Annotated in this window: 12 protein-coding genes; 8 read left to right on the plus strand and 4 right to left on the minus strand. The window is 70.2% G+C overall.

The genetic code is table 11. The annotated features are described in order from the left end of the window. Nucleotides 1-79 precede the first annotated feature (79 nt). The 5 genes from AMK34_RS37475 (at nt 80) to trpA (ending at nt 5,208) form a co-directional block, all read left to right on the plus strand. Nucleotides 80-1,642, plus strand: coding sequence for an anthranilate synthase component I (locus AMK34_RS37475; protein WP_038510390.1), 1,563 nt, complete (start codon nt 80-82; stop codon nt 1,640-1,642). Next, on the plus strand, nt 1,635-2,192 hold the full coding sequence (locus AMK34_RS37480; RefSeq protein WP_083650134.1) for a Trp biosynthesis-associated membrane protein: 558 nt from the start codon (nt 1,635-1,637) through the stop codon (nt 2,190-2,192). The genes AMK34_RS37475 and AMK34_RS37480 overlap by 8 nt, the downstream gene beginning before the upstream one ends. Before the next feature lie 192 nt (nt 2,193-2,384). Beyond that, nucleotides 2,385-3,194: an indole-3-glycerol phosphate synthase TrpC gene (gene trpC / locus AMK34_RS37485; protein ID WP_020630310.1), complete on the plus strand. Its 810-nt coding sequence runs from the start codon at nt 2,385-2,387 to the stop codon at nt 3,192-3,194. Further along, on the plus strand, nt 3,191-4,420 hold the full coding sequence (gene trpB, locus AMK34_RS37490; protein WP_073848502.1) for a tryptophan synthase subunit beta: 1,230 nt from the start codon (nt 3,191-3,193) through the stop codon (nt 4,418-4,420). Before trpC ends, trpB begins: the two co-directional genes overlap by 4 nt. Continuing rightward, a complete protein-coding gene (gene trpA, locus AMK34_RS37495; RefSeq protein ID WP_037344876.1) occupies nt 4,417-5,208 on the plus strand; it encodes a tryptophan synthase subunit alpha in 792 nt (263 codons plus the stop codon). The genes trpB and trpA overlap by 4 nt, the downstream gene beginning before the upstream one ends. 62 nt (nt 5,209-5,270) lie before the next feature. On the opposite strand, the gene AMK34_RS37500 is transcribed toward trpA, so the two are convergent. Then, nucleotides 5,271-5,837 carry a hypothetical protein gene (locus AMK34_RS37500; RefSeq protein ID WP_037344877.1) on the minus strand — a complete coding sequence of 189 codons (567 nt, stop codon included), beginning with the start codon at nt 5,835-5,837 and terminating at the stop codon, nt 5,271-5,273. 104 nt (nt 5,838-5,941) lie between these two features. Then, nucleotides 5,942-7,315, minus strand: coding sequence for a glutamine synthetase family protein (locus AMK34_RS37505; protein ID WP_073848503.1), 1,374 nt, complete (start codon nt 7,313-7,315; stop codon nt 5,942-5,944). Between the two features lie 96 nt (nt 7,316-7,411). On the opposite strand from AMK34_RS37505, the gene AMK34_RS37510 reads away from it, so the two are divergent. The 3 genes from AMK34_RS37510 to lgt are packed head-to-tail and all read left to right on the plus strand — an operon-like array spanning nt 7,412 to nt 10,817. Beyond that, a complete protein-coding gene (locus AMK34_RS37510; RefSeq protein WP_073848504.1) occupies nt 7,412-8,554 on the plus strand; it encodes an amidohydrolase family protein in 1,143 nt (380 codons plus the stop codon). Then, nucleotides 8,551-9,720, plus strand: coding sequence for a M20 metallopeptidase family protein (locus AMK34_RS37515; RefSeq protein ID WP_073848505.1), 1,170 nt, complete (start codon nt 8,551-8,553; stop codon nt 9,718-9,720). Before AMK34_RS37510 ends, AMK34_RS37515 begins: the two co-directional genes overlap by 4 nt. A gap of 29 nt (nt 9,721-9,749) precedes the next feature. Next, nucleotides 9,750-10,817, plus strand: coding sequence for a prolipoprotein diacylglyceryl transferase (lgt, locus tag AMK34_RS37520; protein ID WP_073848506.1), 1,068 nt, complete (start codon nt 9,750-9,752; stop codon nt 10,815-10,817). A gap of 259 nt (nt 10,818-11,076) precedes the next feature. Here the strand turns inward: lgt and AMK34_RS37525 are convergent, their stop codons facing one another. After that, entirely contained in the window at nt 11,077-12,141 is a 1,065-nt protein-coding gene (locus tag AMK34_RS37525) for an NAD(P)H-dependent amine dehydrogenase family protein (RefSeq protein ID WP_038510409.1), read from the minus strand. Nucleotides 12,142-12,153: 12 nt separating this feature from the next. Further along, a complete protein-coding gene (locus AMK34_RS37530) occupies nt 12,154-12,939 on the minus strand; it encodes an SDR family oxidoreductase (protein WP_073848507.1) in 786 nt (261 codons plus the stop codon). Nucleotides 12,940-13,227 lie beyond the last annotated feature (288 nt).

Genomic DNA, 13,227 nt, shown 5'->3' on the forward strand with positions numbered 1-13,227 from the left:
GACCCGGCCAGAAATTCAACAATCTTTGAATTCATCCCCCCGTCCCGGCTCGTGCGGCCGTTGCAGCACAATGAGCGACATGGTCAGCGCCGCAAACGCCAGCCCCTCGGGGCTCGGCTCGGTCAGCCCTTCGCGCGACGAGTTCCGCGCGCTCGCCGAGGGCCGTCGCGTCATCCCCGTCGTCCGTCGCGTGCTCGCCGACGGTGAGACCCCCATCGGGGTCTACCGCAAGCTCGCCGCCGACCGGCCGGGGACGTTCCTGTTCGAATCGGCGGAGAACGGCGCTTCCTGGAGCCGATGGTCGTTCATCGGCGTCGACAGCCCCGCCGCGCTGACCGTGCGTGACGGCGAGGCCGTGTGGACCGGCACCCCGCCGGTCGGCCTGCCGACGGAGGGCGACCCGCTCACCGTCCTGCGCGAGACCGTCGCCGCGCTCCACACCGAACAGCTGCCCGGGATGCCGCCGCTCACCGGCGGCATGGTCGGCTACATCGGCTACGACGCCGTCCGCTGGCTCGAACGGCTCCCCGAGCTCGCCGAGCGTGACCTCGACATCCCCGAGCTCACCATGCTGCTGGCGACCGACCTGGCCGCCTTCGACCACCACGAGGGCACCGTCACGCTGATCGCCAACGCGGTCAACTGGGACGACTCGGCCGAGCGCGTCGACGCCGCGTACGACGACGCCGTCGCGCGCCTGAACGCGATGACCAAGCAGCTGCACGTCGCCGCCCCGGCCACGGCCGCCGTCTTCGACCGTCCCGCGCCCGAATTCACGCGCCGCCGGTCCAAGCCGGACTTCCACGCGGCGGTCGAGAAGGCGGTCGAGGCGATCAAGGCGGGCGAAGCGTTCCAGATCGTGCCGTCGCAACGCTTCGAGATCGAGACCCAGGCCGACGCGCTCGACGTCTACCGCGTGCTGCGCACGTCCAACCCGAGCCCGTACATGTACCTGCTGCGCCTGGACGGTTTCGACATCGTCGGGTCCAGCCCGGAGTCGCTGGTCACCGTGCGGGACGGCCGCGCGACCACGCATCCGATCGCGGGCACCCGCTGGCGCGGCGCGGATCCGGAGGAAGACGCGCAGCTGGCCAAGGACCTGCTCGCGGACGAGAAGGAGCGCGCCGAGCACCTCATGCTCGTCGACCTCGGCCGCAACGACCTCGGCAAGGTCTGCAAGCCGGGCACCGTGCGCGTCGTCGACTTCTTCGACGTCGAGCGCTACAGCCACGTCATGCACATCGTCTCCACGGTCACCGGGGAACTCCTCGACGACAAGACGGCTTTCGACGCCGTCACCGCCTGTTTCCCGGCGGGGACGCTCTCGGGCGCGCCGAAGGTCCGCGCGATGCAGTTGATCGAGGAGCTGGAGCCGACCCGCAGGGCGCTCTACGGCGGCGTCGTCGGCTATCTCGACTTCGCCGGGGACGCCGACACCGCGATCGCGATCCGCACCGCGCTGATGAAGGACGGCACCGCGTACGTCCAGGCGGGCGGGGGAGTCGTCGCGGACTCGGTGGCCGACTACGAGGACAACGAGTCGCTCAACAAGGCCCGCACGGTGCTTTCCGCCGTCGCGGCGGCGCAGACGATGATCGCCGCGGACGAGCTCGACCCGGCGGGTGACCGCACTCGTGTCTGAGGTCCCGGCGAAGAAGGCCAAGCGTCCACTGTGGATCGCCGTGGTGGGCCTGCTGCTGGGCGCGGTCGCGTTGTGGGGTTCCTCGCAGCTCGTGTGGTTCGCGGAGTTCCGCGACGGCGGCGTGCGCGGCACCGTGCTGTACACGGAAACCGGTTCACAGCGCGCGGTTGCGCTGATTCCCCTCGCGTTGCTGGCGCTCGCCGGCACGGCGGGGCTGATCGCCACCGGCGGCTGGCCACGCCGGGTGCTCGGCGTGGTACTCGCCGTGTCCGGCCTCGCCGCGGTGTGGATCGGCGTGGCGGGCGGCTCGCTCAGCGGGTTCGCCGACGGACTGCCCGTCGCCCAGATGCTGGGAGCCCGCGGCCTCGCGATTCTCGGGGGAATTCTCGTGACCGCGGGCGGGTTGGCAGCCATCAAGGGCGCGGGCCGGATGCCGCGCCTCGGCGCGAAGTACTCGGCGCCGGGGGCGAAGAAGAAGGCCGCGAAGGATCCCGAGACCGAGCTGTGGGAGGCGCTGTCCGAAGGCGAAGATCCCACCGCCGGCCGGTGACGACGACGGAATTCGCGGGTTTCGGGGATCTTTCCCGGCAAAGATGACACGGTTGGCATTCGGAGCAACGGACATACCCGGAACCAGGCCGTATCCGTGCGGGGGTTAGCATCGTTTCGGCGGGAAGGGGAAGGTTTTTGTGAGCGACCTTGCGAAGGAATCCGTGAGTACGACGGCCGGTGAGGTACTCCGGTGAGCGTGCTCGAAGACATCGTCGCCGGCGTCCGTGCCGATCTCGCCGAGCGCGAGGCGGTTCTGCCGTTCGACGAACTGAAGAAGCGCGCGACCCAGGTCGCGCCCCCACGTGACGTGCTCGCGGCCCTGCGCGAGTCCGGTATCGGTGTCATCGCCGAGGTGAAGCGGCGCAGCCCGTCCAAGGGCGATCTGGCCGAGATCCCGGATCCGGCCGCGCTGGCGAAGGACTACGCCGACGGCGGCGCCCGGGTGATCAGCGTGCTGACCGAGCAGCGGCGGTTCGGCGGTTCGCTCGCCGACCTCGACGCGGTCCGCGCGGCGGTCGACATCCCGGTGCTGCGCAAGGACTTCATCGTCAGCCCGTACCAGGTGCACGAGGCGCGGCTGCACGGCGCGGACATGGTCCTGCTGATCGTGGCGGCGCTGGAGCAGAACGCCCTGATCGCGTTGCTGGACCGCGTCGAATCCCTCGGGATGACCGCGCTGGTCGAGATCCACAACGCCGAAGAGGCCGACAAGGCGCTCGAAGCCGGCGCGAAGGTGATCGGCGTCAACGCCCGCAACCTGCACACCCTCGAGGTGGATCGGGACGTCTTCTCGCGGCTGGCCCCCGGCCTGCCGATGGACGTCTTCAAGATCGCCGAGTCCGGTGTCCGCGGCCCCGGCGACCTGATGTCCTACGCGGGTCACGGCGCCGACGCCGTCCTCGTGGGCGAAGGGCTCGTCGCTTCGGGAGACCCGAAGGGCGCCCTGGTCAAGCTCGTGACCGCCGGTTCGCACCCCGCTTGCCCGAGGCCTTCTCGATGAGCGTGGAGTACACCGAAACACCGCACGGCGAGCACGACCCGGACGGCCGGGGCTACTACGGCCCCTACGGCGGCCGGTTCATGCCCGAGGCCCTGATCGGCGTCGTCGACGAGGTCGCGGCGGAATACGACAAGGCGAGGACCGACCCGGACTTCGTCAACGAGTTCCGGCGCCTGCTGCGCGAGTACGCCGGCCGTCCGTCGCTGCTCACCGAGGCCAAGCGCTTCGGCGAGCACGCCGGCGGCGCCCGGATCTTCCTCAAGCGCGAGGATCTGAACCACACCGGTTCGCACAAGATCAACAACGTGCTCGGCCAGGCGTTGCTCACCAAGCGGATGGGCAAGAAGCGGGTCATCGCCGAGACCGGGGCCGGACAGCACGGCGTGGCCACCGCCACCGCCTGCGCGCTGCTGGACCTGGAATGCGTCGTCTACATGGGCGAGGTCGACACCGAGCGGCAGGCGCTGAACGTCGCCCGCATGAAGCTGCTCGGCGCCGAGGTCGTCCCGGTGAAGACCGGTTCGCGCACCCTCAAGGACGCGATCAACGAGGCACTGCGCGACTGGGTCACCAACGCCGACACGACGCACTACCTGTTCGGCACGGCGGCGGGCCCGTACCCGTTCCCGATGATGGTGCGGAACTTCCACAAGATCATCGGCGAGGAGGCCCGCGCCCAGATCCTGGAGCAGGCCGGACGCCTGCCCGACGCCGTCGCGGCCTGCGTCGGCGGCGGATCGAACGCGATCGGGATCTTCCACGGCTTCATCGACGACACATCGGTGCGCCTGGTCGGTCTCGAACCGGGCGGCGAGGGCGTCGAGGGCAACCGCCACGGCGCCACGCTGACCAAGGGCACCCCGGGCAACCTGCACGGCGCGATGACGTACCTGCTGCAGGACGAGGACGGCCAGACCGTCGAATCGCACTCGATCTCCGCGGGGCTGGACTACCCGGGCGTCGGCCCGGAGCACGCGTGGCTCAAGGACAGCGGCCGCGCCGAGTACCGGCCGGTGACCGACGCCGAGGCGATGGACGCGTTCAAGCTGCTTTCGCGCACCGAGGGCATCATCCCGGCGATCGAGTCGGCGCACGCGCTGGCCGGTGCGCTGGTGCTCGGCCGTGAACTCGGCCCCGAGGGGCTGATCATCGTGAACCTGTCCGGTCGCGGCGACAAGGACATGGACACGGCCGCGAAGTACTTCGGCCTGGTGGAGAACGCATGAGCGCGCTGGACGACCTCTTCGCGAAGACGAAGGCCGAGGGGCGCGGCGCGCTGATCGGTTACCTTCCGGCGGGCTTCCCGACGGTCGACGGGTCCAAGGATCTGCTGGCCGCGGTGGTCGACGGCGGCGCCGACCTGGTCGAGGTGGGCGTGCCCTACTCGGACCCGGTGATGGACGGCCCGACCATCCAGGCCGCGTCGGTGAGCGCGCTTTCCGGCGGCTTCAAGCTCAAGCACCTGTTCGAGGTCGTCGAGTCGGTGTCGTCGCGCGGCGGCAAGGCCGTCGTGATGACGTACTGGAACCCGGTGCACCGCTACGGCGTCGACCGTTTCGCGCGGGACCTCGCCGCCGCGGGCGGGCTCGGGATGATCACCCCGGACCTGATCCCGGACGAGGCCGACGAGTGGATGGCCGCCTCCGAACAGCATGGTCTGGACCGGATCTTCCTGGTCGCGCCGTCCTCCTCGGAGGAGCGGATCGCGAAGACCGTCGCGGCCGCTTCCGGCTTCGTGTACGCCACCGCGGTGATGGGTGTGACGGGTGCTCGCGACCAGGTCGGCGTGCACGCCGAGGACCTGGTCGAGCGGACCCGCGCGCATACGGAACTGCCGATCGGCGTCGGGATCGGCGTCCGGTCCGGCGAGCAGGCGGCGCAGGTCGCCGGCTTCGCGGACGGCGTCATCGTCGGCTCGGCGCTGGTGACGGCCGCGGCGAGCGGCACCGACGCGGTGCGCGAGCTTTCGGCCGAACTGGCCGCGGGCGTGCGGAAGGCTGTCGCCCCCGCTTGATCTGACGTGAGCCGAAGGGGCCCTTCATCGCATCTCAGGCGGTGAAGGGCCCCTTCGCTACATCAGATGCCGCAGTCGGTGATCGACGACGGCGACGAGTAGAAGCTGGTGTACCAGGTGAATCCGGCGACGTTGTTCGCGTGGTCGAGGTACAGGTCCCATCGGCGGTTGCTGCCGTCGGACACGTCGGTGAGGAACCCGAGCGTGCAGATCGCCGCGACGTCGTGGCCCGGGTACATGACCTCGTGAGCCCAGTTCGCCTGTGGGTAGAGGTGCACCCAGGTCTCGCCCTTGGCCCCGCCGGTTCCCTGGCCGACGTTCCCGCACCATTGGCCGGACGGCGCGGTGAGGTACGACGCGTAGGTGTACCCGACCTTGACCGCGTGGTCGTCGTAGACCAGGTTCCAGAGCCCGTCGGCGGCGGACACGTAGCAGAGGGCTCTGAGGCTGACGTCGCTGACCACGACATACGCGGAATCCATGGCGGGCCGGAAATGCACCCATGCCTCACGGATCCCGGGCTGGAACTTCGTCGGATTGCCGGCCGCCGCACTCGCCGCGGTGGCGGTCGAGACCAGGGCCGTCAGGGCGAGCAGGACTGTGACGAGGACGGCTTTCAGTTTCTTCATCGGCTGAGTTCCCCAGTTCGCACAAAGCCCACCCGACCTGGGCGGGCGAGCGTCACTTTAGAGAGCGGCCAGGTCACCGGACAGAGCTGTTCCGGTGACCCGCCTCAGTGCCGCCACCGCTGCGCTTCGGTGATCTCCTCCGGGCTCGCGTCCGCGAACCGCTCGATCTCCGCCCGCCGCACGTCCACGATCGTCGTCGCCAGCGGCGCGCCGAACGCGGCCGCCAGATCCTTGTCCGCCTCGAACGCGGCGACGGCGTCCTCCAGCCGCTGAGGCAGGCGCTCGACCCCGCGGGCGGCGCGTTCCTCCTCGGTCAGGATTCCGGGGTCGACGTCGAGGGGCTCCGGCAGTGACGCCTCCTCGTCGGCACCGGCCATCCCGGCGAACAGCAGCGCGGCCGCCAGCAGATACGGATTCGCGGTCAGGTCGAAACATTTGACCTCGAGATTCGCCGCCGACGCGCGATTCCCGGCGACGCCGCGCACCAGCCGCAGCGGCGTCTCCCGGTTCTCCAGGCCCCACGCGGTGTACACCCCCGCCCAATGGTGCGGCTCCAGGCGCAGATAGCTGACCACCGACGGCGCTCCGATCGCGAGCAGCGCGGGCAGCCGTTTCAGGATGCCGGCGCTGAACGACTCCGCGAGCGGTGTCAGCCCGAAAACCCTTTCCCCGCCCGAAAAAAGATTCCGCGCTCCGTCCCAAACGCTCAGATGCACGTGCCCGCCGTTGCCCACCCCGGCGGGCGCGAACTTCGGGGTGAAGGACGCCTTGAGCCCGTGCCGGTGGCTGAGCGCGCGGATCGTCTCCTTCGTCAGCACGGCGATGTCGGCCGCCCGCACCGGATCGGCGGCGGCGACGGACAGTTCGAACTGGCCGTCCGCGTACTCGGGATGGATCTGCTCCACCCCGACGCCCTGTTGGTCCAAAGTGGACACCAGGGCGCGAAGGTAGTCCGCGCGCTCGGAAAGCCTCGCGTAGCCGTAGGCCGGGCCCGCCGTGGCCGACTTCGCGTCGTCGGGGGCGTCGGCGCTGGTGATCACCCATTCGATCTCGAAACTCATCCGCGCGCGGTGACCGCGTGCGGCCAGCCGGTCCACCGCCGTCGCCAGCAGGGCCCGCCCGTCCTGCGGATGCGGTTCGCCCTCCTGATCGAGTTTCGTCACCGGCGCCCAGGCCCAGCCTGGCTGCCCGGCGAGCACGGTCAGCGCGTCGAGGTCCGGATGCAGCCGCAGGTCGCCGACCGGCCCGAGGGAATGCTCACCGCCGGTGATGACGTCGTCGAAGCCGAAGAAATCGAAGGAATTCGAAGCGCCGACACCCCACGCGGCCGCCGACGGCAGCTTCCGCAGCGGCACCGCCTTGACCCGCGCTATCCCGGCGTTGTCCACGAAGGTCAGCGCCACGAGCTCGACACCCCGCGCCCGGAGTTCCCCGGTGAGGGCGGTCGCGCGGGCGGTCAGTGCTTCCCGGTTCACCATGGTTCCTCATCCTGGCCTGTTCTCCAGCCCCTTGCCACGCCCCGATCCGGCCATAGGGTGAGGCCGCACTCGTCGATCACGAGAAGGGACGCGCCCATGCCGGGAACCCCGATCCTGCCGTTCGTGGCCCGGACGCGGCTGGTGGACCACCATTGCCACGGCGTCGTCACAGGTGACCTCGGCCGGATCGAGTTCGAACAAATGCTCACCGAGGCCGACACCGTCTCGTCACTGGGCACCACCCTGTTCGATTCGCTGATCGGGCTCGCGGTGCGGGCCCGCTGCGCGCCCGTGCTCGACCTGCCGCCGCACGTCCCGTCCGAGGTCTATCTGGCCCGCCGCGCCGAACTGGGCGCCACGGAGGTCAACGCGCGATTCCTGCGCGCCACCGGCACGACCGAATTCCTGCTCGACGGCGGTTTCCTGCCGGACACGCTGACCACGACCGAGCAGTTCGCGGCACTGTCCGGCGCCCGCGCGCGGGACATCGTCCGCCTCGAACAGGTCGCCGAAACGGTGATCGGAGCCACCACCGCGGCCGGATTCATCGAGGCCTTCACCGGGGAACTGACGAAACGCGCCACGACGGCCGTCGGGTTCAAATCCATCGCCGCCTACCGGGTCGGGCTAGACCTGGCGGGGGAGCGGCCGACGGACGCCGAAGTCACCGAAGCGGCGGGCCGCTGGCTCGCGCGGATCGAGGCGGGCGAACCGGTCCGGCTCGCGGACGAGGTACTGCACCGCTTCCTGATCTGGACCGGGATCGACCTGGCGTTGCCGATCCAGTTCCACGTCGGCTTCGGCGATTCCGACGTCGACCTGCACCGCTGCGATCCGCTGCTGCTCACCGGGCTGCTGCGGGCCACCCGCTCACACGGGGTGCCGATCATGCTGCTGCACAACTATCCCTTCCACCGGAACGCCGCGTATCTGGCGCAGGTGTTCGAGCACGTGTTCGTCGACGTGGGACTCGCGACGCACAACGCCGGTCATCGTGCGCCCGCGATCATCGCGGAGACAATGGAGATCGTGCCGTTCGGGAAGCTGCTGTTCTCCACGGACGCGTTCGGGCTGGCCGAGCTGTACCACCTCGGCACCGCGCTGTTCCGGCAAGGACTGTCCGACTTCCTGTACGCGGGACTCACTTCGGACGTACTGTCCGAAGTGGACGCGCATCGGATAGCGGCGCTGGTGGGGCACCGCAACGCCGAACGGGTGTACGGGCTGGAGGGGACATGACGGAGCTGGACGAACTGCAGGACCGCTGGGAGGCCGCGGTCGAAGCGGAGCTGCCTTCCGCGATCGGGCTGCGGCACCGCGTACACGCCGATCCGCGCGCGTCGGGGGACGAGGAGGACACCGCGCGGGTCGTCGTCGAGGCGCTGGACATCGACGACGGGGTCCGGGTCGCCAAGACCGGACGCGCCGTCCTGCTCCCCGGCACCCGGCCGGGACCGGCCGTGGCACTGCGCACCGAACTGGACGCGCTGCCGGTCACCGAGCGCACCGGGGTGCCGTGGGCTTCGGAGACGCCGCTGATGCACGCGTGCGGACACGACGTCCACATGGCCGCGCTCGTCGCCACCGTCCGCGCGGCCGCCGTGGTCGGGGTGCCCCGGCCGCTCGTGGCGCTCCTGCAGCCGCGTGAGGAGACGTCGCCGTCCGGTGCGCTGGACATCGTCGAGTCGGGCGTGCTCACCGAGTACGGCGTCGAGTCGGTCATCGGCGCGCACGTCCAGCCCCGGCTCGCGGCGGGCGTGGTGTCGGCGGTGCCGGGACCGGTCAACGCCTCCACCGACGAGTTCGACGTCGTCGTCCGCGGCCAGGGCGGGCACGCCGGGTATCCGCACCTGCTGCGGGACCCGATCCTCGCGCTCAGCCAGATCGTGGTGAGCCTGCAGCAGCTCGCGAGCCGCCGGGTCGACCCGGTGTTCGGCGCGGTCTGCTCGGTCGGCCGGATCGAAGCCGGGACCACGGCGAACGTCGTGCCGAACGAGGCCCGTCTGTCGGGCTCGCTGCGGCTGATGCGCGCCGAGGACCGCGACCTCGCGCTGGAGGGGCTCGCCGAGGTCGTCCACGGCACCGCCAAGGCGCACGGCTGCCGGGCGGAACTGGAGATCAGCCCGTGCGAACCGGTGCTGCACAACGACGCCGGGCTCACCCAGCGCGCGCACCGGCGGCTCGTCCGGACCGGGGCGGGCGTGGACACCGATTTCCGGTCGTTCGGCGCCGACGACTTCGCGCACTACTGCGGGATGACGCGCGGGCTGATGATGTTCGTCGGCCTCGGTGACACCGCGGGCGCGCCGAGCCTGCACGACGAACTGTTCCTGCCGCCCGACGCCGCCATCGGGCAGGTCGCGTCCGCGCTGATCGCGGGCTATTTGGCCGCCGTCGAGGGCTGACGCCCCCAAGAAGTCGACGAAGCGCTACGGTGGCCGACGTGAATACCGCCTCGGCAGCGTTCCTCGCGACCATCCCCAGCCCCGACCAGGGTGTCTGGCATATCGGGCCGGTCCCGATCCGGGCATACGCGCTCTGCATCATCGCCGGCATCATCGTGGCGATCTGGCTGGGCGAGCGGCGCTGGGTGAACCGCGGCGGCACGAAGGGCACCGTCATCGACGTCGCCGTCTTCGCGGTGCCGTTCGGCCTGGTCGGCGGCCGGTTGTACCACGTCATCACCGACAACCAGCTGTACTTCGGCGAGGGCAAGAACCCGCTCAACGCGCTGAAGATCTGGGACGGCGGCCTCGGGATCTGGGGCGCCATCGCGCTCGGCGCCGTCGGCGCGCTGATCGCCTGCCGCCGCCGGGGCATCCCGCTGCCCGCGATGGCGGACGCGCTCGCGCCGGGGATCGTGATCGCGCAAGCGATCGGGCGGCTCGGCAACTACTTCAACCAGGAGCTCTACGGCGCGCACACCGATCTGCCGTGGGGGCTGGAGATCTACCAGCGCTACAACCCGACCAACCCGGACGACTTCCTGAACGGCATCGCGATCGGGCACGTCCCGCTGCCGGACAGCCCGGTGCACCCGACGTTCCTCTACGAGCTGATCTGGAACCTCGGTGTCGCGCTGCTGGTCATCTGGGCGGACAAGAAGTTCCGCCTCGGCCACGGCCGCGTGTTCGCGCTGTACGTCGCCGGGTACACCGCGGGCCGGTTCTGGATCGAGATGATGCGGACCGACACCGCGAACCACATCCTCGGCCTGCGGGTCAACGTGTGGACCTCGATCCTGCTGTTCGCCGCGGCGATCGCGTACTTCGTCCTGGCCGCCAAGCGTGGGCCGAGGGAAGCGCCGGAAACGCTGTGGAGCAAGGATGTGCCGCGGGAGGACGCCGCCTCGGGCGCCTCCGCCTCCGCCTCCGCCTCGGCCGACTCCGAGACCGCTGAGCCTTCCGAGACCCACGCGGAGGTCGCCGCGGCTCCGGACACCGTCCGGGACTCCGCCGCCGACAAGGCGACCGAGGACCCGAAGCCCGACGCCGAGAAGTAGCGCTCCGCCCTCACGCGAGTGCCATGAAAGGTCCTTTCCTTGCAAAATTTGCAAGGAAAGGACCTTTCATGGCATCGGGACTCGCCGCGGTGAGTCGCGTGTCCAGACGGACGACACATGTGTCCAGACGGACGACATGCGTGATCAGGTGGACGGCACGCGAGAGGACCTGGCCGCGCCCCGTGTCGTCCGTCCCGTCACGCGTGCCGTCCGTCTGATCACGCGTGTCGTCCAGACAGTCACGTGAAAGTGCCGCGCCTCAGGGAGAGACCAGGCCTCGTCCCGTCACCAAAGGCAGGTCCAGCGCCGTCAGCAGCCCCGGCGGAGCCGCCACCACCGCCGGGATCGCGTTCACCAGCCGCATCGCGGTCGCCTTCAGCCCGGCGGTGTTGTGGTCGCCATCGGTCCCGACCAGCCGCAGGTCCAGTACGTACTCGGGCTCGCCGGTCACCTGGACGCGGTAGCAGCCCTGCCCGGTCGGCTGCGGCCAGTCCGGCCCGAGGTCGCCGCGCAACCGCGTGATGTGCTCCAGCACGCACACCGCCCGCCCGCCGCGCATGCCACGCACCTCGAACCGCAGCGCCGCCGCCGTGCCCTCCTTGATGGTTCCCGAGGCGATCTCGAACGTCTCAGGCGCCGGAAGTCGCTCGTAGACCTCCTCGACGCCGTCGAGTTCGACGTCCAGCCCCGCCGCGAGCTGCCGCACGACGCTGCCCCAAGCCAGCGACAGCACCCCAGGCTGCAGCAACAGCGGCAGGTCGTCCATCTCGCGGCCGAAGCCCATGATGTCGAACAAGACCTTGCCGTTGTCGTACGTCGAATAGTCGAGGATCTCCAGGCAGCGCACCTCGTCGATCCGTTCGCACACGCCGGTGAGCACCAGCGGCAGCCAGTCGTTGGCGAAGCCGGGGTCGACACCGTTGACCCACAGCGAAGCGCCGCCTTCGCGGGCCGCCTCACGGATCGGCTCGATCATCTCCGGCGGCACGACACCTTCGGGGTACTGGAGGAACACCGGACTGCTGGACACCACGTTGATCCCCGCGCGCAGAAAGCGTTTCAGGTCCTCGACGGCCTCGACGAGCCTGTCGTCGGCCATCGCCGTGTAGAGCACGCAGTCCGGCTTCAGCGCGATGAGCGCGTCCGCGTCGGTGGTGGCCGCGACACCGAGCGGGCGCCCGAGCCCGGCCAGTTCCCCGGCGTCCACGCCCGCCTTGGCCTCGCTCGACACCCAGACCCCCGCGAGTTCGAGATCGGGCCGCGCGGCTATCCCGGCCAGCGCGTGGCGGCCGACGTTCCCGGTACTCCACTGGACCACGCGCAAGGCGCTCGCCTCCTATAGATCGGGCAGGCCCAGCTCCAGGTTCGGGACCTGCAGTCCACCGTCGACTTCGATGATCTTGCCGGTGACGTACCGGCCCGCGCCCGACGCCAGGAACACGACGGTGGCCGCGATGTCCTCGGCCTCGCCGATCCGGCGCAGGGGAGTGGCGGCCTCCATCCGGCCGCGCAGTTCGTCGTTGCCCACCACCACTTCGAGCGCGGAGGTCGCCACCGAGCCGACCGAGATCGCGTTCACGCGCACCTTCGGCGCGAGGTCTGCGGCGGCGAGCCGGGTGTAGTGCGCTAGCGCGGCCTTCGCCGTCCCGTACGCGGCGAAACCGCGGCCGGTCACACGGCCCATCACCGACGAGATGTTGACGACCGAGCCACCCGACTCCAGTAAGGACGGTGCCGCCGCGACGGTCAGCGCGTGCGCGGTGGAGACGTTGAAACGAAAGGCTTCTTCGAGGAAGTCGGAAGTGGTTTCCAGGAGCGGCCGGGGATAGGTGCCGCCGACGTTGTTGACCACCAGGTCCAGCCGCCCGAACTCCGCCGCCGCGATGCGCGCCAGCTCGCCGGCGGCGGCCGGGTCGCTCAGATCGGCGGGCACCACGTGGGCGCGCCGTCCGGTGGCGGCGACCAGGGCCGCCACGTCGTCGAGCTGGGTTTCGGTGCGCGAGGAGATCACCACGTCGGCACCGGCCTCGGCGAGCGCCACGGCGGTCGCCGCGCCGATCCCGCGTCCGGCGCCGGTGACCACGGCGACCTGGTCGGTGAGCCGGAAACGGTCCAGGATCATGGCCGGAACTGTAACACGTTCTATTTCCGGCGTCTTGGGCTCGCGCCGGGCGCCGGGAGTGACTAGGGTCGCGTCACCGCTTCTCGTGACATCCCGGAACAGGGCATATACTTAGCGGAACGAACTACTGTGACCTCATCAGGAACTGTGTCGTTCCGGGCGTCCAGATCGTTACCCGTCGGCGGGCTTTCGCGCCCGCCGAACTGATGCCGACGTGTTTCACAGGTGTTAAAGTCTCGCTAACGAACGGGCCATCGTCGTCCCGTGCGCATCCCCCGGCCGGCCCCG

The organism is Amycolatopsis sp. CB00013, from assembly GCF_001905755.1.
In the GTDB taxonomy this organism is placed as follows: domain Bacteria; phylum Actinomycetota; class Actinomycetes; order Mycobacteriales; family Pseudonocardiaceae; genus Amycolatopsis; species Amycolatopsis japonica.

What these genes read in the sequence shown, in the direction of transcription:
- AMK34_RS37475 (WP_038510390.1), top strand. Translation starts at nt 80, where the DNA reads ATGGTCAGCGCCGCAAACGCCAGCCCCTCGGGGCTCGGCTCGGTCAGC.
- trpB (WP_073848502.1), top strand. Translation starts at nt 3,191, where the DNA reads ATGAGCGTGGAGTACACCGAAACACCGCACGGCGAGCACGACCCGGAC.
- trpA (WP_037344876.1), top strand. Translation starts at nt 4,417, where the DNA reads ATGAGCGCGCTGGACGACCTCTTCGCGAAGACGAAGGCCGAGGGGCGC.
- AMK34_RS37500 (WP_037344877.1), bottom strand. Translation starts at nt 5,837, where the DNA reads ATGAAGAAACTGAAAGCCGTCCTCGTCACAGTCCTGCTCGCCCTGACG.
- AMK34_RS37505 (WP_073848503.1), bottom strand. Translation starts at nt 7,315, where the DNA reads ATGGTGAACCGGGAAGCACTGACCGCCCGCGCGACCGCCCTCACCGGG.
- AMK34_RS37510 (WP_073848504.1), top strand. Translation starts at nt 7,412, where the DNA reads ATGCCGGGAACCCCGATCCTGCCGTTCGTGGCCCGGACGCGGCTGGTG.
- AMK34_RS37515 (WP_073848505.1), top strand. Translation starts at nt 8,551, where the DNA reads ATGACGGAGCTGGACGAACTGCAGGACCGCTGGGAGGCCGCGGTCGAA.
- AMK34_RS37530 (WP_073848507.1), bottom strand. Translation starts at nt 12,939, where the DNA reads ATGATCCTGGACCGTTTCCGGCTCACCGACCAGGTCGCCGTGGTCACC.